The 22,968-nt window shown below is 70.7% G+C and carries 25 protein-coding genes; 2 read left to right on the top strand and 23 right to left on the bottom strand.

Features of this window, described 5'->3' with window-relative positions; translation table 11 throughout:
* Positions 1 to 24: 24 nt before the first annotated feature.
* The 7 genes from ACZ45Z_RS28560 to ACZ45Z_RS28530 form a co-directional block, all read right to left on the bottom strand.
* Positions 25 to 1,296, bottom strand: a complete 1,272-nt coding sequence (locus ACZ45Z_RS28560; RefSeq protein ID WP_468368231.1) for an alpha/beta fold hydrolase — start codon at positions 1,294 to 1,296, stop codon at positions 25 to 27.
* Positions 1,293 to 2,468: an alanine racemase gene (alr, locus tag ACZ45Z_RS28555; RefSeq protein WP_468368227.1), complete on the bottom strand. Its 1,176-nt coding sequence runs from the start codon at positions 2,466 to 2,468 to the stop codon at positions 1,293 to 1,295. The genes ACZ45Z_RS28560 and alr overlap by 4 nt, the downstream gene beginning before the upstream one ends.
* An 80-nt stretch (positions 2,469 to 2,548) precedes the next feature.
* Positions 2,549 to 3,433 carry a L,D-transpeptidase family protein gene (locus ACZ45Z_RS28550; protein WP_468368223.1) on the bottom strand — a complete coding sequence of 295 codons (885 nt, stop codon included), beginning with the start codon at positions 3,431 to 3,433 and terminating at the stop codon, positions 2,549 to 2,551.
* Positions 3,434 to 3,617: 184 nt separating this feature from the next.
* Positions 3,618 to 5,042, bottom strand: coding sequence for an NAD(P)H-hydrate dehydratase (locus tag ACZ45Z_RS28545; protein WP_468368221.1), 1,425 nt, complete (start codon positions 5,040 to 5,042; stop codon positions 3,618 to 3,620).
* A gap of 65 nt (positions 5,043 to 5,107) precedes the next feature.
* A complete protein-coding gene (locus tag ACZ45Z_RS28540; protein ID WP_468368218.1) occupies positions 5,108 to 5,476 on the bottom strand; it encodes a holo-ACP synthase in 369 nt (122 codons plus the stop codon).
* Positions 5,477 to 5,480: 4 nt separating this feature from the next.
* A complete protein-coding gene (gene glmS / locus ACZ45Z_RS28535) occupies positions 5,481 to 7,328 on the bottom strand; it encodes a glutamine--fructose-6-phosphate transaminase (isomerizing) (protein ID WP_468368215.1) in 1,848 nt (615 codons plus the stop codon).
* Positions 7,329 to 7,353: 25 nt separating this feature from the next.
* On the bottom strand, positions 7,354 to 7,638 hold the full coding sequence (locus ACZ45Z_RS28530) for a hypothetical protein (protein ID WP_468368213.1): 285 nt from the start codon (positions 7,636 to 7,638) through the stop codon (positions 7,354 to 7,356).
* A 191-nt stretch (positions 7,639 to 7,829) separates the two neighbouring features.
* Between ACZ45Z_RS28530 and coaA the strand changes: the two genes are divergently transcribed.
* Entirely contained in the window at positions 7,830 to 8,819 is a 990-nt protein-coding gene (gene coaA / locus ACZ45Z_RS28525) for a type I pantothenate kinase (RefSeq protein WP_468368210.1), read from the top strand.
* A 102-nt stretch (positions 8,820 to 8,921) separates the two neighbouring features.
* Here coaA and glmM read toward each other — a convergent pair whose 3' ends face one another.
* The 4 genes from glmM to ACZ45Z_RS28505 all read right to left on the bottom strand — a co-directional run bounded on the left by glmM (position 8,922) and on the right by ACZ45Z_RS28505 (position 13,364).
* Entirely contained in the window at positions 8,922 to 10,280 is a 1,359-nt protein-coding gene (gene glmM, locus ACZ45Z_RS28520) for a phosphoglucosamine mutase (RefSeq protein WP_468368207.1), read from the bottom strand.
* A 140-nt stretch (positions 10,281 to 10,420) separates the two neighbouring features.
* Positions 10,421 to 10,939 (bottom strand): 30S ribosomal protein S9, encoded by a 519-nt coding sequence (gene rpsI, locus ACZ45Z_RS28515; RefSeq protein ID WP_468368204.1) that lies wholly within the window; start codon positions 10,937 to 10,939, stop codon positions 10,421 to 10,423.
* Positions 10,940 to 10,980: 41 nt separating this feature from the next.
* The gene (gene rplM, locus ACZ45Z_RS28510; RefSeq protein ID WP_393487445.1) at positions 10,981 to 11,424 is read right to left on the bottom strand and encodes a 50S ribosomal protein L13; all 444 of its coding nucleotides are present in this window, start codon (positions 11,422 to 11,424) and stop codon (positions 10,981 to 10,983) included.
* A 311-nt stretch (positions 11,425 to 11,735) separates the two neighbouring features.
* Positions 11,736 to 13,364, bottom strand: a complete 1,629-nt coding sequence (locus ACZ45Z_RS28505; protein ID WP_468368200.1) for an ABC-F family ATP-binding cassette domain-containing protein — start codon at positions 13,362 to 13,364, stop codon at positions 11,736 to 11,738.
* 56 nt (positions 13,365 to 13,420) lie between these two features.
* On the opposite strand from ACZ45Z_RS28505, the gene ACZ45Z_RS28500 reads away from it, so the two are divergent.
* The gene (locus ACZ45Z_RS28500; protein WP_468368197.1) at positions 13,421 to 14,296 is read left to right on the top strand and encodes a hypothetical protein; all 876 of its coding nucleotides are present in this window, start codon (positions 13,421 to 13,423) and stop codon (positions 14,294 to 14,296) included.
* Positions 14,297 to 14,361: 65 nt separating this feature from the next.
* On the opposite strand, the gene truA is transcribed toward ACZ45Z_RS28500, so the two are convergent.
* From truA to rplO, 12 genes are all read right to left on the bottom strand, one after another.
* Positions 14,362 to 15,213: a tRNA pseudouridine(38-40) synthase TruA gene (gene truA / locus ACZ45Z_RS28495; protein WP_468368194.1), complete on the bottom strand. Its 852-nt coding sequence runs from the start codon at positions 15,211 to 15,213 to the stop codon at positions 14,362 to 14,364.
* Positions 15,214 to 15,293: 80 nt separating this feature from the next.
* Entirely contained in the window at positions 15,294 to 15,782 is a 489-nt protein-coding gene (gene rplQ / locus ACZ45Z_RS28490; RefSeq protein WP_468368191.1) for a 50S ribosomal protein L17, read from the bottom strand.
* A 96-nt stretch (positions 15,783 to 15,878) separates the two neighbouring features.
* On the bottom strand, positions 15,879 to 16,901 hold the full coding sequence (locus tag ACZ45Z_RS28485; RefSeq protein ID WP_003956430.1) for a DNA-directed RNA polymerase subunit alpha: 1,023 nt from the start codon (positions 16,899 to 16,901) through the stop codon (positions 15,879 to 15,881).
* A gap of 107 nt (positions 16,902 to 17,008) precedes the next feature.
* Positions 17,009 to 17,635, bottom strand: a complete 627-nt coding sequence (gene rpsD / locus ACZ45Z_RS28480; protein WP_468368188.1) for a 30S ribosomal protein S4 — start codon at positions 17,633 to 17,635, stop codon at positions 17,009 to 17,011.
* A gap of 26 nt (positions 17,636 to 17,661) precedes the next feature.
* Entirely contained in the window at positions 17,662 to 18,066 is a 405-nt protein-coding gene (gene rpsK / locus ACZ45Z_RS28475) for a 30S ribosomal protein S11 (RefSeq protein WP_004571845.1), read from the bottom strand.
* A 99-nt stretch (positions 18,067 to 18,165) separates the two neighbouring features.
* The gene (gene rpsM / locus ACZ45Z_RS28470) at positions 18,166 to 18,546 is read right to left on the bottom strand and encodes a 30S ribosomal protein S13 (protein WP_006604894.1); all 381 of its coding nucleotides are present in this window, start codon (positions 18,544 to 18,546) and stop codon (positions 18,166 to 18,168) included.
* A 200-nt stretch (positions 18,547 to 18,746) separates the two neighbouring features.
* A complete protein-coding gene (gene rpmJ / locus ACZ45Z_RS28465; protein WP_003956441.1) occupies positions 18,747 to 18,860 on the bottom strand; it encodes a 50S ribosomal protein L36 in 114 nt (37 codons plus the stop codon).
* A gap of 60 nt (positions 18,861 to 18,920) precedes the next feature.
* Positions 18,921 to 19,142 (bottom strand): translation initiation factor IF-1, encoded by a 222-nt coding sequence (infA, locus tag ACZ45Z_RS28460; protein WP_003956442.1) that lies wholly within the window; start codon positions 19,140 to 19,142, stop codon positions 18,921 to 18,923.
* Between the two features lie 180 nt (positions 19,143 to 19,322).
* Positions 19,323 to 20,165 carry a type I methionyl aminopeptidase gene (map, locus tag ACZ45Z_RS28455; RefSeq protein ID WP_468368184.1) on the bottom strand — a complete coding sequence of 281 codons (843 nt, stop codon included), beginning with the start codon at positions 20,163 to 20,165 and terminating at the stop codon, positions 19,323 to 19,325.
* Between the two features lie 152 nt (positions 20,166 to 20,317).
* Positions 20,318 to 20,971: an adenylate kinase gene (locus ACZ45Z_RS28450; protein WP_468368181.1), complete on the bottom strand. Its 654-nt coding sequence runs from the start codon at positions 20,969 to 20,971 to the stop codon at positions 20,318 to 20,320.
* Complete coding sequence (gene secY, locus ACZ45Z_RS28445) at positions 20,971 to 22,284, bottom strand: preprotein translocase subunit SecY (protein ID WP_468368178.1); 1,314 nt, start codon at positions 22,282 to 22,284, stop codon at positions 20,971 to 20,973. The genes ACZ45Z_RS28450 and secY overlap by 1 nt, the downstream gene beginning before the upstream one ends.
* A 228-nt stretch (positions 22,285 to 22,512) precedes the next feature.
* Positions 22,513 to 22,968, bottom strand: coding sequence for a 50S ribosomal protein L15 (gene rplO / locus ACZ45Z_RS28440; protein WP_468368175.1), 456 nt, complete (start codon positions 22,966 to 22,968; stop codon positions 22,513 to 22,515).

Genomic DNA, 22,968 nt, shown 5'->3' with positions numbered 1-22,968 from the left:
GCGGCCGACGGCCCGGTCCGCCGATCAGGCCCGGGCCGACCGGGAACCGCGGGCCGCCGCGCCCGCCCGCTCCACCAGCGTCGCCAGGTGTTCGTTGACCAGCTCGGGCTGCTCCAGCATCACCAAGTGCCCGGCGCCGGCCACGCACACCAGCTCGGCGGCGGGCAGCAGCTCGACGATGGCGTGGCTGTGGTCGGCGGGCGTGATCAGGTCCCGGTCCCCCGCGAGCACCAGCGCCGGGAGCGTGTCGTACGCCACCAGCGCCTCGGTCTTGTCATGTACGGCGAACGCCGGGAAGAACTCGGCGACCACGTCGATCGGCGTCGACTCGATCAGCCGCTCGGCGAACCGCGCGACCGCCGGATCGACGTCTTTCGGAGTACCGAACGAATAGCGCTTGACGAGGCCCGCGAACAGGTCCGCGGTGGCCCGCCGCCCCCGCTCGACCATCTCGCTCTGCGCGCCCAGCGCCTTGAGCACCCCCGGCGCGAGCCGGTGGAACGCCTTCACGCCCAGCGTCGGCAGTCCGAAGGCGACCTCGCTCAGGCGGCCCGCCGACGTGCCGATGAGCGCCACCCCCACCACACGCTCCGCGACGAACTCGGGGAACTGCTCGGCCAGCGCCATCACCGTCATCCCGCCCATGGAATGCCCGACCAGCACGATCGGCCCCTCGGGCACGGCGGCGTCCAGCACCGCCTTCAGGTCCCGGCCGAGCAGGTCGATGGTGACCTGCTCCCGCCCGTCGCGCTGGCCGTGTCCGCGCGCCGAGCGGCCGTGGCTGCGCTGGTCCCAGTGGACCGTACGCACCGAGCCGCGCAGGGCCGCGCGCTGGAAGTGCCAGGAGTCCTGGCTGAGGCAGTAACCATGGCTGAAAACGACAGTGGGTGCCGCGGTCCGGCGCCCCAGCACCGCCAACAGCCGCTTGCCGAGGCCGCCTTGGGCGCCCTGGCCGTCCCGGTCCCCGCCCGGCGCCTCGCCCGGCTCGTCCACCTCGTAGTACAGCGCGGTGCCGTCCTCGGCGACCGCCGCGCCCGGGGTGCCGCGCAGGGTGCCGTACGGGCCAGCGGCGTCCAGCGCGAGCCGGGCCCGGCGGCGCATCCCGCGGCCGACCGTCAGCCGCTCTATCGCCACTCCGGCCGCCGCACCCGCCGCGACCACGCCGATCGCGGCGCCGGCCAGGCCCGCGTTGCGTCCCGCCCGCGCCCAACTGCTCGCCGTGCCGGCCGCCGTCCCGACCGCCGCCTCGACCGCGGCCTCGACCGCCTTGGCCGCCGCTTCCTTGCCGTCGCTCATGTCCCGCCCCCCGCGCTCACCGTGTCCGCTTCGACCTCGCTGTCCACGTAGACGCGCGGCACCCGGCTTCCGATCCGGGTGACGATTTCGTAGCCGATGGTTCCGGCCGCCGCGGCCCAGTCCTGCGCGGTCGGCTCGCCCTGGTCGCCCGGCCCGAACAGCACCGCCGGATCGCCGGCCTCGGCGCTGTCCCCGCCCAGGTCCACCACGAACTGGTCCATCGCGATCCGGCCGGCGACCGTCCGCCACTTTCCGGCGACCAGCACCGGGCCGGTGCCGGAGGCGTGCCGGGGAATGCCGTCGGCGTAACCGAGCGGGACCAGCGCGAGGGTGGTGTCGCCCGGAGTGGTGTAGTGGTGGCCGTAGGACACGCCGTGGCCGCCCGGGGCGCGTTTGACGGACGCCAGCGACGCCTGGAGCGTCATCACGGGCCGCAGCCCGAAGTCCTGGGAGGTGCCGACCTCCGGGGCGGGCGAGAGGCCGTAGACGCCGATGCCGCTGCGCACGAGGTCGAACCGCGCCTCGGGCAGCGTCAGCAGCGCCGGGGTGTTGGCGATGTGCCGCACCTCGGGCCGCAGTCCGGTCGCCGCGGCGACCGCCAGCGCCTCGTGGAAGGCGGTGAGCTGCGCGGCGATGGAGGGGTGGCCGGGCTCGTCGGCGCAGGCGAAGTGCGACCAGACGCCGGTGACCCGGAGAGCGCCCTCGGCCTCGGCGGCACGAGCCGCCGCGGTCAGCTCGGCCCAGTCGGCGGGCTGGCAGCCGTTGCGGCCGAGGCCGGTGTCGACCTTGAGCTGGACGCGGGCGGGGCGGCCGCAGGCGCGCGCCGCCGCGGCCACCTCGCGCAGCGCCCACAGACCGCTCACCGAGACGTCGACGTCCTCCTCGACGGCCCGGCGCCAGGGGCCGCCCGGCGTCCACAGCCAGCACAGCAGCCGCCCGGTGTCGCCGGCCGCGCGCAGCGCGAAGGCTTCCTCCGGCAGCGCCGTGCCCAGCCAGGTCGCGCCCGCCTCCCGCGCGGCACGGGCGCAGCGCACCGCGCCGTGGCCGTAGGCGTCGGACTTGACCACGGCCATCAGCTCTGCCCGGGGTGCGCGGGCCCGCAGGGCGCGCACGTTCGACCGCACGGCGGCGAGGTCGATGGTGGCGCGGGCGCGCTTCGCTGTCTCGTTCATCCCCCTCAGTGTCTCAGGCGGCGCCGCCGCACCCGGGAGGACCGCCACCGCCCGGCGCCGCCGGTTCCCGGTCGGCGCCCTCACACGCCGGTCCTGCGCCCCCAGACGTGGACGATGTCGTGGTTCCTCAGCACATTCCACAGCTTCTCCGCGTCCGTCCACTTCACATTGACGCAGCCGTGCGACCCGGGCAGCTCGTAGATGTCGCCGTAGACGCCGTGCAGCGCCTCCCCGCCGTCGAAGAACTGGGCGAACGGCATCGGCGTGTTGAAGAGCGTCGAGTGGTGGTTGCGCTGCCGCCAGTAGATCCGGTAGGTGCCCGTACGGGTCTCCATGGTCCGCTGCCCGGAGCGGATCGCCACCGGCCGGAAGATCACCCGGCCGCCCTGCTGCACCCACATGAGCTGCCGGTCCAGGTCGACGCAGGCGACCCGCTCGGCGCGAGCCGGGCAGTGGCCGGCCCGGTTGGGGTCGCGCTGGGCCCGCATCAGCCGCACCACGGCGCCGGTGACCGGCCCGGCGAACCCGGCGTCCGGCTCGATGTGGTGGGCGCGCTGGAACCGGCGGATGGCCTCGCAGTCGCCGGGAGACTGCCTGCCGTCCACCCGGCGCCCCAGATACTCCTCGACCTGCCGCTGGGAGGGCCCGGTCGACGTGCTGCACCGGGGCGGCGCGGCGCCCTCGCGCACCGCTTCCGCCGGCGGCACGTACTCGACATGCACCGGCTGCCCGGCGGGCCGCCGCGGCACCGGCCCCTGGACCACGTTCCACCCGGGCAGGACCGGCGGCAGGGCCCGGTCGGGGGTCGCGCCCCACTGGCCCTGGCGCGGTACGCGGGGCAGGCCGAGGACCAGGCCGGAGACCGCCTCGGGCGCGGGGCCGGGCGGGGTCGCGGCCACCGCGGGCACGACGGCGAGGCTGAGCAGAAAGGCGCCGGCCAGCAGCGCCGGGAGGGTGCGTTTCATACCCTCAGCCATGCCGTGGCCGCCCGCCCGCACGGCCCGCCGCGCGCCAGGTTCGCCCCGCTGCCGCGCGGCGTTCCCCCACCGGGCGTAACGGCGGGCGGTGGGGCGGTGGTGACGGTGCGTCAGGGGGCGCGAGCGTGGCTGGCGGGGTGTCGGCGGGCGTCGCGCTCCCCCGGTCGCGCCCTCAGTCCTGTACGTCGCGCCAGGCCGCGCCCAGTTCGTCGGCGACCTCCGTGGCCACGATGGGGGCGCCCCGCCGCCCGGTCGCCCGGCGGGCCGCCAGGCCGTGCAGATAGGCGCCGACGGACGCCGCGTCGCGGGCCGGCAGCCCGGCGGCCAGCAGCGAGCCCGTCAGGCCCGAGAGCACGTCGCCGCTGCCGGCCGTCGCCAGCCAGCCGGTGCCGGTGGGGTTGACCCGTACGGGACCGGTGGCCCGCGCGACCAGCGTCGTCGAGCCCTTGAGCAGCACCGTGGCGCCGTACCGCCCGGCCAGCTCCCGTACGGCGCGCAGCCGGCCCGCCTCGATGTCCTCCCGGCCGCCGCCGAGCAGCGCCGCGGCCTCGCCGGCGTGCGGGGTCAGCAGGGTCGCGGCGGTCCGGGCGCGGACCCGTTCGGGGGTCAGAAAGCGCAGGCCGTCCGCGTCCACGAGCACCGGCACGTCCGAGGCCAGCACGTCCTCCAGCGCCCCCGACTCCTCCCCCAGCCCGGGACCGATCACCCACGACTGCACCCGGCCCGCCTTGTGGGGCGGACCGGCGTGCACCAGCGTCTCGGGGAACCGGGCGAGCACCGCGTCGGCGGCCGGACCGACGTACCGCACGGCGCCCGCGCCACCGCGCAGCGCGCCCGCCACCGCCAGCACCGCGGCACCGGGATAGCGCGCGGAGCCCGCCACCACGCCCACCACGCCCCGCCGGTACTTGTCGCTCTCGGCCGCCGGCCGCGGCAGCAGGTCCGCGACATCCGCGTGCTGCAACGCCTCCGCCTCGGCCTCCGCCGGCAGCTCCAGGCCGATGTCGACCAGCCGCAGCGCGCCCGCCCGCTCGCGTGCCGGATCGATCAGCAGACCCGGCTTGTACGCCCCGAACGTCACCGTCGCGTCCGCCCGTACGGCCTCCCCGCGCACCTCGCCGGTGTCCGCGTCCACCCCGCTCGGCAGGTCGACCGCGACCACGATCGCCGACTCCCGGGCCGCGCCGACGAGCCGGGCCGCCTCCGGGCGCAGCCCACCGCGGCCCCCGATGCCGACGATGCCGTCCACGACCAGGTCGGCCCGGGCCACGTCCCGCTCCGGATCGGCCGACACTCGCCCGCCGGCCGCCCGCAGCGCGGCCAGTCCGCCCCGGTGCGCCCGCTCGGGCGAGAGCAGCACCGCGACGACCCCGGCCCCGCGGCGCGCCAGGCGGGCACCCGCGTACAGCGCGTCGCCGCCGTTGTCGCCGCTGCCGACCAGCAGCGCCACCCGGGTGCTGTAGACCCGTCCCAGCAACTCCCCGCAGGCGACGGCCAGTCCGGCCGCCGCCCGCCGCATCAAGGTCCCCTCGGGCAACCGGGCCATGAGCTCCCGCTCCGCGGCCCGCACGGTCTGAACGCTGTAGGCAGTCCTCATGCCGCCAGTCTCACACCCCGCGCGGACGGCGCCCCGGGGCCACACCCACCCGCCCGGGACCCGCTCTACCCCTCCGCGATGACCACGGCCGAGGCCACTCCCGCATCATGACTGAGCGACAGATGCCAGGAGCGCACGCCCAGTTCGTCCGCCCGCGCCGCGACCGTGCCGCGCACCCGCAGGCGCGGCCGGCCGCTGTCCTCGACATACACCTCGGCGTCGGTCCAGTGCAGTCCGCCCGGCGCGCCGAGCGCCTTGGCCACCGCCTCCTTGGCCGCGAACCGGGCCGCCAAGGAGGCCACGCCCCGGCGCTCACCCGTCGCCAGCAGCAGTTCCGTGTCGATGAACAGCCGGTGCGCCAGCTCCGGCGTCCGCTCCAGCGCCGCGCCGAACCGTTCGATCTCGGCGACGTCGATCCCCACTCCGATGATCACCCGGTCACTCCACCGTCACCGATTTGGCGAGGTTGCGCGGCTGGTCGACCTCGTTGCCGCGCGCGGTGGCCAGCTCGCAGGCGAAGACCTGGAGCGGCACCGTGGACACCAGCGGCTGGAGCAGCACCGGCGTCCGCGGAATCCGCACGAGGTGGTCGGCGTACGGCGCGACCGCCTCGTCCCCCTCCTCGGCGATCACGATCGTCCGCGCCCCGCGCGCCCGGATCTCCTGGATATTGGAGACGATCTTGTCGTGCAGCACCGAGCGGCCGCGCGGCGACGGCACGACGACGACCACCGGCAGGTCGTCCTCGATCAGCGCGATCGGCCCGTGCTTGAGCTCGCCGGCCGCGAACCCCTCGGCGTGCATGTACGCCAGTTCCTTGAGCTTCAGCGCGCCCTCCAGGGCCACCGGGTAGCCGACGTGCCGGCCGAGGAACAGCACGGTGTTCTTGCCGGCGAGCGAGCGCGCCAGCTCCCGTACCGGCTCCATCGTGGCCAGCACCTGCTCGACCTGGGTGCCGATGGCCGCCAGTTCGCGGACCACGTCCCGGATCTCGTCACCCCACTTGGTCCCGCGCACCTGGGCGAGGTAGAGCGCGACGAGATAGCAGGCCACCAACTGCGTCAGGAACGCCTTCGTCGACGCCACCGCGACCTCGGGCCCGGCGTGCGTGTAGAGCACCGCGTCCGACTCGCGCGGGATGGTCGAGCCGTTGGTGTTGCAGATGGCGAGCACCTTCGCGCCCTGCTCGCGGGCGTGCCGCAGCGCCATCAGGGTGTCCATGGTCTCGCCCGACTGGCTGATGGCGATGACCAGGGTGCGCCGGTCCAGGATCGGGTCGCGGTAGCGGAACTCGCTGGCCAGCTCCGTCTCGCAGGGAATCCGCGTCCAGTGCTCGATGGCGTACTTGGCGATCATTCCCGCGTGGTACGCCGTCCCGCAGGCCACGATGACGACCTTGTCGACCTCCCGCAGCACCTCCGGCGGGATCCGCACCTCGTCCAGGGACAGCACGCCCGAGGCGTCGATCCGGCCCAGCAGCGTGTCCGCGACCGCCTTGGGCTGCTCGGCGATCTCCTTGAGCATGAAGTAGTCGTAGCCGCCCTTCTCGGCCGCCGAGGCGTCCCAGTCGACGTGATACGCCCTGACCTGCGCGGGCGCGCCGTCGAAGTCGGTGACCGTCACGCCGTCCCGGCGCAGCTCCACGACCTGGTCCTGGCCCAGCTCGACGGCCTCCCGGGTGTGCGCGATGAACGCGGCCACGTCCGAGGCCAGGAACGCCTCGTCGTCGCCGATCCCCACCACCAGCGGCGAGTTGCGGCGGGCGCCGACGACCAGATCCGGCGCGTCGGCGTGCACCGCGACCAGCGTGAAAGCGCCCTCCAGCCGCCGGCACACCTGCCGCATCGCCTCCGGCAGGTCACCGCAGGAGGAGTAGGACTCGGCGAGCAGGTGCGCGACCACCTCGGTGTCCGTCTCGGACGCCAAGTGGTGCCCGCGCTCGGCGAGTTCGGCGCGCAGCCCGGCGAAGTTCTCGATGATGCCGTTGTGGACGACGGACACCCGACCGGCGTTGTCCAGATGCGGATGGGCGTTGACGTCGGTGGGCGCGCCGTGCGTGGCCCACCGGGTGTGCCCGATCCCCGTCGATCCGGTCGGCAGCGGACGGTCCGCCAGCTCCTTCTCCAGATTGGCGAGTTTGCCCGCCTTCTTCGCCGCCGCCAGGCCCCCGTCGGCCAGCACGGCGACACCCGCCGAGTCATAGCCGCGGTACTCCAGCCGCTTCAGCCCCGCCAGAACGACGTCAAGGGCGGGCTGCCCGCCCACGTAACCCACGATTCCGCACATGGAGGCAGCCTACGACGCGCCCCGCTCAATACCCGCGAGCTATCCGCTCATGCGCCTGGCGCACCGTCTCCAGGAACTCCTCGACCTCCTCCGCGTCCGTGCCCGGCCTGCCGCCCGGCTCGTAACGCTCCAGGAAGTCGGCGAGATCCTCCGCGATGTCCTCGTCCGGCAGGTCCTCGGCCAGCTCGGCGTACACCCGGGCGGCGAAGTCGTCCGGTGCGGTGTCCGCCCCCGGGCCGCCGCCCCGCCGACCCCTCTTGCCATTCTTGTCACGGGCCTGACCCAGCAGTCCCGACAGGCGCGCTCCCACGCCCACCCCCCTTGTCGTCCGCGGCCGCATCCGGCCCCGTTCCCCACCGCCGACCGTACCCGGGAGCTACCTGCCGGTACAGGCATTAAGGCCGAAACGCGACCACCGCCCGACGCGGCCCAAGGCCGCCCCGTAACGCCGCGAGGCCACCCCGCCACCGGTCGCCCGGCGGACGCGCGCACAATGGGCGCGTGCCCCTCACGACCGATCCGCAGCACCGACGCCGCGCCGACAGCTCGCCGTACGTCGATCTGACCCGCGAGCAGTGGAGCGCGCTGCGCGAGAAGACACCGCTGCCTCTGACCGCCGAGGAGGTCGAACGGCTGCGCGGTCTGGGCGACGTCATCGACCTCGACGAGGTGCGCGACGTCTATCTCCCGCTGTCCCGCCTGCTCAACCTCTACGTCGGCGCCACCAGCAACCTGCGCGGCGCGTTGAACACCTTCCTCGGCGACGCGGGCGGCGGCCACGGCTCGCAGCCCGGCACCCCCTTCGTCATAGGGGTCGCGGGCAGCGTCGCGGTCGGCAAGTCGACCACCGCCCGCCTGCTCCAGGCGCTGCTGGCGCGCTGGCCGGAGCATCCGCGGGTCGAGCTGGTGACGACCGACGGATTCCTCTTCCCCAACGCCGAGCTGCACCGGCGCGGTCTGATGTCCCGCAAGGGCTTCCCGGAGTCCTACGACCGCCGGGCGCTCACCCGTTTCGTCGCGGACGTCAAATCCGGCCGGGCCGAGGTCACCGCGCCCGTCTACTCCCACCTCATCTACGACATCGTGCCCGGCGAGCGGCTGACCGTGCAGCGCCCGGACATCCTCATCGTCGAGGGCCTGAACGTGCTGCAGCCCGCGCTGCCCGGCAAGGACGGCCGCACCCGCCTGGGCCTCGCCGACTTCTTCGACTTCTCCGTCTACGTCGACGCGCGCACCGAGGACATCGAGAAGTGGTACCTCGACCGGTTCCGCAAGCTGCGCGAGACCGCCTTCCAGAACCCGTTCTCGTACTTCCGCAAGTACACCCAGGTCTCCGAGGACGAGGCGCTGGACTACGCCCGCAAGATGTGGCGCACGATCAACAAGCCCAACCTCCAGCAGAACGTCGCGCCCACCCGCGGCCGCGCGAACCTCGTCCTGCGCAAGGGCCCGGACCACAAGGTGCAGCGGCTGTCCCTGCGCAAGCTCTGATCACCGCACCGCTCCGGCCGCCGCCCCGCGACAGCCGGACGCCGCCGCGCGGGAGACCCGGCGCGGCGGCGTGACGGCGTGACGGTGGACGTCCGGGGCCGGCTAGCCCAGCGCGGACTTCACCACGTCGGCGAGCCGCTCCGCGACCGACCGCGCGTGCTCGATGTCCGCGGCCTCGACCATGACCCGCACCAGCGGCTCGGTGCCGGACGAACGCAGCAGCACCCGGCCGGTGGCGCCCAGCTCCCGCTCCGCTTCGACGACCGCGGTGGTCAGCTCCGCGGAGGTGGCCACCCGCGACTTGTCGACGTCGGGGACGTTGATGAGGATCTGCGGCAACCGCTCCATGACGCCCACCAGCTCGGCCAGCGACCGGCCGGTCGCCGCGACCCGCGCGGCCAGCATCAGACCGGTCAGCGTGCCGTCGCCGGTCGTGGCGTGGTCCAGCGCGATGACGTGCCCGGACTGCTCACCGCCCAGCGCGAAGCCGCCCGCCTTCATCTCCTCCAGGACGTAACGGTCACCGACCGCCGTCTGGACGAACTCGATGCCCTCGCGCTCCATGGCCAGCTTGAAGCCCAGGTTCGACATGACGGTGGCGACGACGGTGTTCTTGCGCAGCGTGCCGGCCTCGCGCATGCCCAGGGCCAGGACGGCCAGGATCTGGTCACCGTCGATCTCGTTGCCCTCGTGGTCCACGGCCAGGCAGCGGTCCGCGTCACCGTCGTGCGCCACACCGAGGTCGGCGCCGTGCTCGACGACGGCCTCGCGCAGCAGCCGCAGGTGGGTCGAGCCGCAGCCGTCGTTGATGTTCAGACCGTTGGGCTCGGTGCCGATGGTGATGATGTCGGCGCCGGCCCGGGCGAACGCCTCGGGCGAGACCCGCGCCGCCGCGCCGTGCGCGCCGTCGATGACGATCTTCAGCCCGTCGAGGCGGTTGGGCAGCACGCCGACCAGATGCGCGACGTAGTTGTCGAAGCCCTCGTCGTAGACGGTGACCCGGCCCACGCCGTCACCCGTCGGGCGCTCCCACGGCTCGCCGGTGCGGTGCCCGCGGTAGGTCTTCTCGATCCGGTCCTCCAGCTCGTCGGCGAGCTTGTGGCCGCCGCGGGCGAAGAACTTGATGCCGTTGTCGGGCATGGGGTTGTGGCTGGCGGAGAGCATCACGCCCAGGTCCGCGCCGAGCGCGCCGGTCAGGTACGCCACCGCCGGCGTCGGCAGGACCCCGACCCGCAGGACGTCCACCCCCGCACTGGCCAGACCCGCGACGACCGCGGCCTCCAGGAACTCCCCGGACGCGCGTGGATCACGGCCGACCACGGCCACCGGCCGGTGCCCCTCGAACGTGCCCGCCTCCGCGAGCACATGCGCCGCCGCGACCGACAGGCCGAGCGCGAGCTCCGCCGTCAGGTCCGCGTTGGCGACACCGCGCACACCGTCCGTGCCGAAGAGTCGTCCCACTGCTGTCCTCCGAGTAGATGAGCTTGGACCAGAGACTGAAGTCCAGGTATACGCCCCTGGTCCCGGATAGCCGAACGCCCCGACGGCACGATTCGTGCCACCGGGGCGTTCGCCAAGAGCTGCACGGTGCAGCGAGCGGCTTAGCGCTTGCTGTACTGCGGCGCCTTACGGGCCTTCTTCAGACCGGCCTTCTTACGCTCGACCGCACGGTCGTCGCGCTTGAGGAAGCCGGCCTTCTTCAGCGGGGCGCGGTTGTTGTCCACGTCCGCCTCGTTCAGCGCACGGGCGACACCCAGACGCAGCGCACCGGCCTGGCCGGAGATGCCGCCGCCGGAGATGCGGGCGACGACGTCGTAGCGGTTGTCGAGCTCGAGCACCTTGAAGGGCTCGTTGACTTCCTGCTGGTGCACCTTGTTGGGGAAGTAGCCCTCAAGGGTGCGACCGTTGATCTTCCACTGGCCGGTGCCCGGAACGATCCGGACGCGGGCGATGGCGTTCTTGCGGCGGCCCAGGCCGGCAGCCGGCTGCGGGTCGCCGAAGCGGGAGGCGAGGGACTCGGAGGTGTACTCCGACTCCACGACCTCGGTCTCGGTGGTGTATTCCTCGACGGCCGCCTCGTCGTTCTCGTTGACGGGGGTCTCGGGAGTGGTCTCGGCCACGATGCTCCTCAGATTCTTTTCGTCTTAGGGGGTGGCCGGACTTACTGCGCGACCTGGGTGATCTCGAACGGGACCGGCTGCTGCGCAGCGTGCGGGTGCTCGGCGCCCGCGTAGACCTTCAGCTTCGAGAGCATCTGACGGCCGAGGGTGTTCTTCGGAAGCATGCCCTTGATGGCCTTCTCGACAGCCTTCTCGGGGTTCTTGTCGAGCAGCTCGTCATAGCGGACGGAACGCAGACCACCCGGGAAGCCCGAGTGGCGGTAGGCCATCTTCTGGCTCCGCTTGTTGCCGGAGAGGTGCACCTTGTCGGCGTTGACGATGATGACGAAGTCACCCATGTCAACGTGCGGCGCGTACACCGGCTTGTGCTTGCCCCTCAGGAGGGACGCGGCCTGGCTGGCCAGACGGCCCAGGACAACGTCCTGCGCGTCAATGATGTGCCACTGGCGCTGGACATCGCCGGGCTTGGGGCTGAACGTACGCACGGTCGTAGCCTTCGCTTCTTCAGTGATGGGGTCTCCGCAAGCCCGCGAGGGCTCAAGGGGACGGGTCCTGTACTGGTCACCACGGTCGACATTCAGCGCTGGCGGCACTACGGGTGACGCAACCCGATCGTCCGCCGCTGGTCATCGGCCCGGTGGACCGGCGTAAGGGCCCCTCACGTGAGATAGAGCAAGCCAATACGCATAACGAACTCGCAGAATACCGACCCAACCCCGTACGGGTCAAAACGCGCCCCGAACCGGCGTGCGATCCGGCCCCGGACGGCCCACTCCCCCCGGCTGCCGCCCGGCCGCTACCGCTCCCGCTCGACACGGCGCTCGTCCCACACCGGCTCGGGCGTCTCGCGCACCCGCCCGTCCGAGCCGAACACCAGGAACCGGTCGAAGGACCGCGCGAACCACCGGTCGTGCGTCACCGCCACCACCGTCCCGTCGTACGCCTCCAGCCCCTCCTGCAACGCCTCCGCCGACTCCAGGTCCAGGTTGTCGGTCGGCTCGTCCAGCAGCAGCGCGGTCGTGCCCGACAGCTCCAGCAGCAGGATCTGGAAACGGGCCTGCTGGCCTCCCGAAAGCCTCTCGAAGCGCTGGTCGGCCTGGCGCTCCAGCTCATAGCGGCGCAGCGCCGACATGGCCTGCCCCTTGTTCTTGGCGTGCTCACTCCACAGGATGTCCAGCAGCGTGCGCCCCAGCAGCTCGGGATGCGCGTGCGTCTGCGCGAAGTGCCCCGGCACGACCCGCGCGCCCAGCTTCCACTTCCCGGTGTGCTCCACGGGACGCTCGGCGTCCCCCGCCAGCAGCCGCAGGAAGTGCGACTTGCCGGAGCCGTTGGAGCCCAGGACCGCGACCCGCTCGCCGTAGAAGATCTCCAGGTCGAACGGTTTCATCAGCCCGGTCAGCTCCAGGCCCTCGCAGGTGATCGCCCGGACCCCCGTACGGCCGCCGTGCAGCCGCATCGTGATGTCCTGCTCGCGCGGCGGCTCCGGCGGCGGCCCGGCCTCCTCGAACTTGCGCAGCCGGGTCTGCGCGGCGGCGTACCGCGAGGCCAGCTCGTGGCTGATCGACGCCGCCTGCCGCAGCGACAGCACCAGCTTCTTGAGCTGGGCGTGCTTCTCGTCCCAGCGCCGGCGCAGCTCCTCGAAGCGCGCGAACCGCTCCTTGCGGGCCTCGTGGTACGTGGCGAAGCCGCCGCCGTGCACCCACACGTCGGAACCGGCCGGCCCCGGCTCGACGCTGACGATCTTCTCCGCGGCGCGCGCCAGCAGCTCCCGGTCGTGCGAGACGAACAACACCGTCTTACGGGTCTCGCGCAGTTGCTCCTCCAGCCACCGCTTGCCCGGCACGTCCAGATAGTTGTCCGGCTCGTCCAGCAGCAGCACCTCGTCCGTGCCGCGCAGCAGCGACTCCAGCACCAGGCGCTTTTGCTCACCGCCCGAGAGCGTGCGCACCTGACGCCACTGCGCCTTGTCGTACGGCATGCCCAGCGCGGCCATGGTGCACATGTCCCAGACCGTCTCGGCCTCGTAGCCCCGCGCCTCCGCCCAGTCGCTCAGCGCCTGCGCGTACCCCATCTGCACGTCCTCGTCATCCGAGGTCATCATCGCCAGCTCGGCGGCGTCCACGGCCGCGGCCGCCTGCCGGATCCGCGGCTGCGCGACGGAGACCAGCAGGTCACGCACCGTCCGCTCATCCCGCACCGACCCGACGAACTGCGGCATCACCCCCAGCCCGCCGCTGACCGTCACCGCCCCGCCGTGCGGCTGCAGCTCCCCCGCGATCAGCCGCAGCAGCGTCGTCTTGCCGGCGCCGTTGGCCCCCACCAGCGCCACCGAGGCGCCCTCCCCCACCCGGAAGGACACATCCCCCAGCAGGACCCTCCCGTCCGGCAGGTAGTACTCCAGATGCCCGGCTTCAAGATGTCCCATGGGCTGGATTGTCACGGCCCACCGCGCATTCCACCAATCGGTTTAGGATGCGCGGCATGAGCTTTGGGCAAGGCGGGCCGTTCGACGGCCCCGGGGGACCTCAGTCGTCGGCCCCGGACTGGGAGGCACTCGCCGCGGAGAGCGAAGCACGCGCCCGGCGCAAGCGGTGGATGCTGATCGGCGGCGGCGCTCTGGCGACCGTCGCGGTGGCCGGCATCGTCGCCACCGCGGTCGTGGCCGGCGGCGGCGACACGGCGACCGGCGGCACCACCGCGTCGCCCTCGGCCTCCGGTGTGCCGGCCGAGCCGGACGACAAGCCGTCCTTCCCGGACGTCTCCGTGCCGCCCCCGCCCAACCCCCGCGACTACATCTCCGACCCCAAGAAGGACCGGGCGCCGCTCACCCCGGCCACCCTCTTCCCCGACAAGAAGATGGTCGTCGGCGAACACATCTATCCCCGGACGAACACCTCCACCACCAAGGACTGCACCGCCGCCGTCCAGGGCGCCCTGGTCTCGGTGCTGTCCCACAACGGCTGCACCCAGTTGCTGCGCGCGACGTATTCCAAGGGCGGCGTTTCGGTCACCGTCGGTGTCGCGGTCTTCACCTCCCCGGCCCAGGCCACGAAGGTCATGAACCTCAACAAGGCCAACCTCATGCCGCTGGCCGGCGGCGGCGTCCCGGCCGGTTTCTGCCAGGGCACGCGGTGCCGGATGACGACGAACGCCACCGGCCGCTACGCCTACTTCACGATCGCCGGCTACAACGACGGCAAGCCCGTCGCCGACGCCGAGACCCAGGCCCGCCAGATCGCCCGGGACGGCGGCGCGTACGCCTTCAGCCGGATCACCCAGCGCGGCAAGGACCAGGCCACGAAGGCCGCCGCGAAGCAGGCCGAGGAAGCCCGTAAGAAGGCCGAGTCCGCCTCCTGACGGCCCCGGCCGGCCCGCCCGGGCCGGCCCACCGGGCCCGCCGTCCCCCACGCCGACGCGCCGCCTCAGCAGCAGCCGGCGCCCGGCAGGGTCCGCTTGTTGCGCGCCTCCAGATTGCGCGCCATCAGCAGCCCGTCGGCCGGGTAGCCGACCTCCTCCAGCGTCAGCCCGTGCGGCCGCACCACGTGCACCGCCGAGTCCCGCACCCCCGCGGCCAGCACCTTGCCGGCCCATTCCACCGGCCGGTGCCCGTCCCCCACGAACAGCAGCGCGCCCACCAGCGAACGCACCATGTTGTGGCAGAAGGCGTCCGCCCGCACCGTCGCGGTGATGACCCCGTCCGCGTCCCGCACCCAGCTCAGCTCCTGGAGCGTCCGGATGGTCGTCGCGCCCTCCCGCCGCTTGCAGTACGCCGCGAAATCGTGCTCGCCCACCAGCGCCCGCGAGGCTTCGTTCATCGCCTCGACGTCCAGCGCCCAGTCGTGCCAGAGCACGTGGCCGCGCAGCAGCGGGTCGACGCCCCCCGGGTGATCGGTGACCCGGTAGGCGTAGCGCCGCCAGATCGCCGAGAACCGCGCGTTGAAGCCGTACGGCGCCTCGGCCGCCCGCCAGACCCGGATGTCCTTCGGCAGCCGCCCGGCCAGCCGCCGCAGCAGCCGCTCGCCGTGCTCGGCCCACACCGTCTCCGGCAGGTCCACGTGCGCCACCTGCCCGCGGGCGTGCACCCCGGCGTCCGTCCGCCCGGCGACGGTGAGCTCATACGTCCGGTCCGACCGGGTCACCGTGCGCAGCGCGGTCTCCAGCTCCCCCTGAACGGTCCGCCGCTCCCGCTGCTTCGCCCAGCCCGAGAAGTCCTTCCCGTCATACGACAGGTCCAGCCGCACCCGGACGTACCCGGGCTCCACTTCGTCACTCACACCGCAATCCTCTCAGCCTCGCGACACGCGAAAGCGGGCCCGCCCCCGTAAGGGGACGGACCCGCTCAGTGCGCCGGAACTCAGGCGTCCTTGACCTCGTCGCCCTCGGCGGCGGCCGGAGCGGTCTCGGCCGCGGCCGGAGCCGTCTCGGCGTCCTTGGCCGCACGCTTGGTGGCGGCCTCGGCCTCACCGGTGGCCTGCTGGGCCACGGTCAGCGCCTCCACCAGCTCGATGACGGCCATGGGAGCGTTGTCGCCACGACGGTTACCGATCTTGGTGATCCGGGTGTAGCCACCCGGGCGGTTCTCGAACCGCGGACCGATCTCGGTGAAGAGCGTGTGGACGACGCTCTTGTCCGAGATGAGCTGCATGACCTGACGGCGGTTGTGAAGGTCGCCCTTCTTCGCCTTGGTCACCAGACGCTCGGCGTACGGGCGCAGACGACGGGCCTTGGCCTCGGTCGTCGTGATGCGACCGTGCTCGAAGAGAGCGGTGGCAAGGTTCCGCAGCATCAGACGCTCGTGCGCGGCGCTGCCGCCCATACGGGCACCCTTGGCGGGCTTCGGCATGGTGTTTCTCCTTCATGGCTGCACCGGCCGTATCAGGTACCGGTGTCAGTTCCCGCGAGGCGGTCGCCCCGCGGAAGATTCACGAGCCGGGACGGCTCAGTACTGCTCGGTCTCCACGAACCCGGCGTCCGCGTCGTCGTCGGCGCCGAAGGCGTCCGCGGCGGCGGTCGGGTCGAATCCGGGCGGGCTGTCCTTGAGGGCCAGGCCCATGCCGGCCAGCTTCGCCTTGACCTCGTCGATCGACTTCGCACCGAAGTTGCGGATGTCGAGCAGGTCCGCCTCGGAGCGGGCCACGAGCTCGCCCACCGAGTGGATGCCCTCGCGCTTGAGGCAGTTGTACGACCGAACGGTGAGCTCCAGCTCCTCGATCGGCAGCGCCAGGTCGGCGGCCAGGGCGGCGTCCGTGGGCGAGGGGCCCATGTCGATGCCCTCGGCGTCGATGTTGAGCTCGCGCGCCAGACCGAACAGCTCGACCAGGGTCTTACCGGCCGACGCCATGGCGTCACGCGGACGCATGGCCTGCTTGGTCTCGACGTCGACGATCAGCTTGTCGAAGTCGGTGCGCTGCTCGACACGGGTCGCCTCGACCTTGTACGTGACCTTGAGCACCGGCGAGTAGATGGAGTCGACCGGAATACGGCCGATCTCCTGGCCCACCTGCTTGTTCTGGACGGCGGAGACGTAGCCGCGACCGCGCTCGACGGTCAGCTCCATCTCCAGCTTGCCCTTGCCGTTCAGCGTGGCGAGGACCAGGTCGGGGTTGTGCACCTCGACACCGGCCGGCGGCGCGATGTCGGCGGCGGTGACCAGACCCGGGCCCTGCTTGCGCAGGTACATCACGACCGGCTCGTCGTGCTCCGAGGAGACGACGAGCTGCTTGATGTTGAGGATCAGGTCGGTGACGTCCTCCTTGACGCCCGGCACGGTGGTGAACTCGTGCAGGACACCGTCGATCCGGATCGACGTAACCGCCGCGCCGGGGATCGAGGAGAGGAGCGTGCGGCGCAGGGAGTTGCCGAGGGTGTAGCCGAAGCCCGGCTCCAGCGGCTCGATCACGAACCGCGAGCGGTATTCGTCGACGACCTCTTCGGTCAGCGAGGGGCGCTGAGCGATCAGCATGGTGAAATCCTTCAGTCGTGGGCGCCCGCTATTTGACGCCCTCTGTACTTCAAAGGGTACGGGCGGTACGGCGCCATTGGCTCCGTACCGCCCAGACCATTCAGCTCTTACTTGGAGTAGAGCTCAACGATCAACTGCTCCTGCACCTGGGTGTCGATCACCTGGCGCTCGGGCAGGCTGTGCACGAGGACCCGGAGGCTCGACGGGATCGCTTCCAGCCACGCCGGAACGGTCCTGTCGCCGGCCTCGGCCTGAGCCACCTGGAAGGGGGTCAGGTTCCGGGAGCCCTCACGGACCTCGATGATGTCGTTCGCGGACACACGAGCCGACGGAATGTCGGTCTTGCGGCCGTTCACGTTGATGTGTCCGTGACGGACAAGCTGACGGGCGTGGTCACGGGACTTGGCGAAGCCGGCCCGGTAGACCACGTTGTCGAGACGAGTCTCAAGGATGCGCAGAAGGTTCTCACCGGTCTTGCCGGACTTCTGGTTCGCTTCCTTGTAGTAGTTCACGAACTGCTTCTCAAGGACACCGTAGATGCGGCTGCACTTCTGCTTCTCACGAAGCTGCAGCAGGTACTCGCTGTCCTTGGTGCGCCCGCGTCCGTGCTCACCCGGGGGGTAAGGACGAATCTCGATCGGGCACTTTGCGCTCTCACACTTGCTGCCCTTGAGGAACAGCTTCTGCTTCTCCCGACGGCAACGCTTGCAGTCGGCCCCGGTGTAACGCGCCATATTGTCTTGTCTCCTACTTCAGCTTGTCAGACGCGGCGGCGCTTGGGCGGGCGGCATCCGTTGTGCGGGGTGGGGGTGACGTCCTGGATCGAACCCACCTCGAGGCCGGTGGCCTGGAGGGAGCGGATCGCGGTCTCACGGCCGGAGCCGGGACCCTTGACGAAGACGTCGACCTTGCGCATGCCGTGCTCCTGCGCGCGGCGAGCGGCCGACTCGGCGGCCATCTGCGCGGCGAAGGGGGTCGACTTGCGCGAGCCCTTGAAGCCGACGTGGCCGGCAGAGGCCCAAGAGATCACGTTGCCCGTGGGGTCGGTGATCGAAACGATGGTGTTGTTGAACGTGCTCTTGATGTGAGCGTGCCCGTGGGCGACGTTCTTCTTCTCCTTGCGGCGCACCTTCTTGGCGCCGGCCGTACGGCCCTTCGGAGGCATTCATTACTCCCGTGGAGGTGGTCGGTCCTACTACTCGGACCGCGATGGCCTGCGGTGACCTGGGATCGCTCCCGCACACCGCAGTGCGTCCGGTGAGGACTACTTCTTGCCCGGCTTCTTCTTGCCGGCGATCGCGCGACGCGGACCCTTGCGGGTACGGGCGTTGGTGCTGGTGCGCTGACCGTGCACCGGCAGGCCGCGGCGGTGACGCAGACCCTGGTAGCAGCCGATCTCGACCTTGCGGCGGATGTCGGCCTGAATCTCGCGACGGAGGTCACCCTCGGTCTTGAGGTTGTTGTCCACGTACTCGCGGATCTTGACCAGGTCTTCCTCGGCCAGGTCGCGAACACGGGTGTCCGGGTTCACGCCGGTGGCGGCGAGGGTCTGCTGCGACAGCGTGCGCCCGATACCGAAGACGTAGGTGAGGGCGACCTCCACGCGCTTTTCGCGCGGGAGATCAACGCCTGCGAGGCGTGCCATTGATGTGGCTCCTGATGGCTATTCGGAGGTCTTCCGCAGCACCGTTCCCGTAAGACTCTTCAGAATTACGAGCCGGGTCCCCGGCCTCCGAGCCGAGGGTGTCGTCCCCACGCGACAGATGCGGGGGTCGGGTGACTGCGTATGTACGTACTTGCTTGCGTCGCGCGAAAAACTGCGAAATGCAGGTTGGTCGGCGTGCGTCAGCCCTGGCGCTGCTTGTGGCGCAGGTTGTCGCAGATGACCATGACCCGGCCGTGACGGCGGATCACCTTGCACTTGTCGCAGATCTTCTTGACGCTCGGCTTGACCTTCATGGGATGTGAGGTTCTCCGGGTCAGTGCCGTCACCCCACGGGAGCGGGGCGCCGACAAGATCTACTTGTAGCGGTAGACGATCCGGCCACGCGTCAGGTCGTACGGAGAGAGCTCCACCACGACCCGGTCATCCGGGAGGATGCGGATGTAGTGCATCCGCATCTTGCCGCTGATGTGCGCGAGGACTTTGTGACCGTTCTGGAGCTCCACCTTGAACATCGCGTTCGGCAGAGACTCGATCACGGTGCCCTCGATCTCGATGGCACCTTGCTTCTTGGCCACGCTTCGCCTTTCGAATCGGCTACCTTGATCAGCTCTCCTGCGGCGAGCCGCTTCGAGAAGCGGGCACACGGATGCACGAGAGCCGACGCGTCAGTCTACTTCAGTGGTCACCAAAAGACGAATCCACGATTATTGCCCACCGACGGTGATCCTTAAGCGCTGGGGCGCTCGCCGGGCGCGTCAGAGCTTGGCGGACGGGTCCGGCGCGACCGTGATCCCCAGCTCGGCCAGCTTCGCCTTGCCGCCGTCCACGGCGGTCAGCACCAGCGGGCCCTCCTCCGTCAGCGCGACGGAGTGCTCCCAGTGCGAGGACCAGCTACCGTCGTTGGTCTTGACGGTCCAGTCGTCGTCGAGGACGTGCGTCTTGGCCGTGCCGAGGTTGACCATCGGCTCGATCGCGATGCAGAAACCGGGCACCAGCTTCGGACCGCGGCCGCGCCGGCGGTCGACGTAGTTCAGCAGGTGCGGGTCCATGTGCATCTGCGAGCCGATGCCGTGGCCGCCGTAGTCCTCGACGATGCCGTACTTCCCGCCGGCCGGCCGCGGCTGGCGGCGGATGTAGCCCTCGATCGCCTTGGAGATGTCCACCAGCCGGTTGCCCTTGGCGACGGCCGCGATGCCGGCCCACATCGACTCCTCGGTGACCCGGCTCAACTCGATCAGCTCCGGGGAGTGACCGGAGCCGACGAACGCGGTGTACGCGGCGTCGCCGTGCCAGCCGTCGACGATCGCGCCGCAGTCGATGGAGATGATGTCGCCGTCGCGCAGCACCGTCTCGGTGTCGGGGATGCCGTGGACCACCACGTCGTTCACCGAGGTGCAGATCGTGGCGGGGAAGCCGCCGTAGCCGAGGAAGTTCGACTTCGCGCCGTGGTCGGCGAGCACCTTGCGCGCCGCGTCGTCGAGGTCCTTCGTCGTCGCGCCCGGCACCGCGACCTCACGGGTCGCCGCGTGAATGGCGGCGACCACCAGCCCCGCCTCGCGCATCTTCGCGATCTGCTCCGGGGTCTTGATCTCCACCATGGCGGCCTGACGCCTTCCTGAACCGACGATTACGACAATGTGCGTCTTCGCGCGGCGGCCGACCGCCGCGCGGGCGCGCCCGCCCCTCCATACGATACGGCCGCGACGCCCTTGCCGGGCATCGCGGCCGTATGCGCGAAATCGAGCGGCGGTTACTCTCCGCGGCCCAGTGCGTGCATGGCGCGCCGGGTGACCTCTTCGACCTTGCCGAGGGCCGGGATCGTGACGACCAGGTCCTGGGCCTTGTAGTAGTCGATGATCGGCTCGGTCTCCGAGTGGTAGACCTCCAGGCGCTTGCGCACCGTGTCCTCGTGGTCGTCGTCCCGCTGGTACAGCTCGCCACCGCACTCGTCGCAGACGCCTTCGGCAGCCGGCTTGGCGTACTCGACGTGGAAGACGTGCGCGGAGTTGCTGCGGCAGATGCGCCGGCCGGCGATCCGCTTGACGACCTCTTCCTCCGGGACCTCCAGGTCGAGCACCGCGTCCAGCGTGATGCCCTTGCCCTTGAGGTAGACGTCGAGCGCCTCGGCCTGCTTGAGGTTGCGCGGGAATCCGTCCAGCAGGAACCCCTCGGCCGCGTCCGGCTGCTCCAGCCGGTCCTCGGCCATGCCGATCGTCACCTCGTCCGGTACCAGGTTCCCGGCGTCCATGTAGGACTTCGCCTTGACCCCCAGGGGCGTGCCCTGGCTGATGTTGGCGCGGAAGAGGTCACCCGTGGAGATGTGCGGGATCGCGAGGTTCTTGGCAAGGTACGCAGCCTGCGTACCCTTGCCGGCCCCCGGGGGTCCGACGAGGACGATTCGCATCAGCGGAGGAACCCTTCGTAGTTGCGCTGCTGGAGCTGGCTCTCGATCTGCTTCACGGTCTCCAGACCCACACCCACGATGATCAGGATGCTCGTCCCGCCGAACGGGAAGTTCTGGTTCGCGTTGAAAAGCACCAACGCCACTGTTGGTACGAGCGCGATCAGCCCCAGATACAGCGAGCCCGGCCACGTGATCCGGTTGAGCACGTAGCTGAGGTACTCGGCCGTCGGGCGACCAGCCCGGATGCCCGGGATGAAGCCACCATACTTCTTCATGTTGTCGGCAACTTCTTCGGGGTTGAAGGAGATGGCGACGTAGAAAAAGGCGAAGAAGACGATCAGCAGGAAGTACGTAACGATGTAAACCGGGTGATTTCCCTTGGTGAAGTTGGTGGCGATCCACGTCGCCCATGCCGCCTTCGACCCGCTGAACTGTGCGATCAAGGCCGGAATGTAGAGCAGCGATGACGCGAAGATGACGGGAATCACACCCGCCTGATTCACCTTGAGCGGGATGTATGTGGACGTACCGCCGTAGGAGCGGCGGCCGATCATCCGCTTCGCGTACTGCACCGGAATGCGCCGCTGGGCCTGCTCGACGAAGACCACCAGGGCGACCATCGCCAGACCCACCGCGATGACCGCGAAGAACTCGATCCAACCGTCGGCGAGCTTGCCGGTGAGCTTGATCTGCCACAGCGCGCCCGGGAAGCCCGCGGCGATCGAGATGAACATCAGGATCGACATGCCGTTGCCGATACCGCGGTCGGTCACCATCTCACCGAGCCACATGACGACGGCCGTACCGGCGGTCATCGTGATGACCATCGTGATGGTGGTGAAAATCGAATCGCTGGGAACGATCTCGCTGGCGACCTGGCAGTTCTGGAAGAGCGCACCACTGCGGGCGGTGGCCACCAGGCCGGTGCCCTGCAGCACGGCGAGCGCCACGGTCAGATAGCGGGTGTACTGGGTGATCTTCGCCTGGCCGGTCTGGCCCTCTTTCTTGAGGGCCTCCAGGCGCGGAATCACCACGGTCAGGAGCTGGAGGATGATGCTGGCCGTGATGTACGGCATGATCCCCAGCGCGAAGATCGTGATCTGGAGCAGCGCGCCGCCGCTGAACATGTTCACCAGGGCGAACAACCCGCTGTTGCCGCCGGCCTGCTTCATGCAGGTCTCGACGTTCGCGTAATTCACCCCGGGTACCGGAACATGTGCACCGATCCGGTAGAGCACCACGATGCCCAATGTGAACAGCAGCTTCTTGCGCAGGTCGGGCGTCTTGAACGCTCGGGCGAACGCGGTGAGCACGGTGCCTCCTGCGCCTCCCGCCTCTGGTGCGGGAGGTGACGGTCTTGAGGATCGACGAATACTTAGCGGCCAAAAACCGCGCAGGCTCGGCCCGCGCGGCGGGGGTCCGGGGCAAAGCCCCGGAAAACAACAGTGCACGCCACCTTACCGGCGACCGTACCCCCCGTGGAACGACCAACCGGGGATGCCCCAATCAATGGGCATCCCCGGTCAGTTGAACCAACGAACTCAGAGGAGTTCGGTGACGGTGCCGCCGGCAGCGGCGATCTTCTCCTTGGCGGAGCCGGAGACGGCGTCAACCGTCACCTGCAGCGCCACGGAGACCTCGCCGGCGCCGAGCACCTTGACGAGCTCGTTCTTGCGAACAGCACCCTTGGCGACCAGATCGGCCACCGTAACCTCGCCACCCTCGGGGAACAGCGCGGTCAGCTTGTCCAGGTTCACGACCTGGAACTGCTTGTGGGCGGGGTTCTTGAAGCCCTTGAGCTTCGGGAGACGCATGTGGAGGGGCATCTGCCCGCCCTCGAAGCGCTCCGGAACCTGGTAACGGGCCTTGGTGCCCTTGGTACCACGACCAGCGGTCTTACCCTTGGACGCCTCACCACGACCCACACGGGTCTTGGCGGTCTTGGCGCCCGGGGCGGGCCGGAGGTTGTGGACCTTCAGCGGGTTGTTCTCCGCCAT

This window comes from Streptomyces sp. NPDC031210 (genome assembly GCF_055570395.1).
The sequence above is the reverse complement of the archived record's forward strand: the minus strand, read 5'-3'. Positions and strand labels throughout refer to the sequence as shown.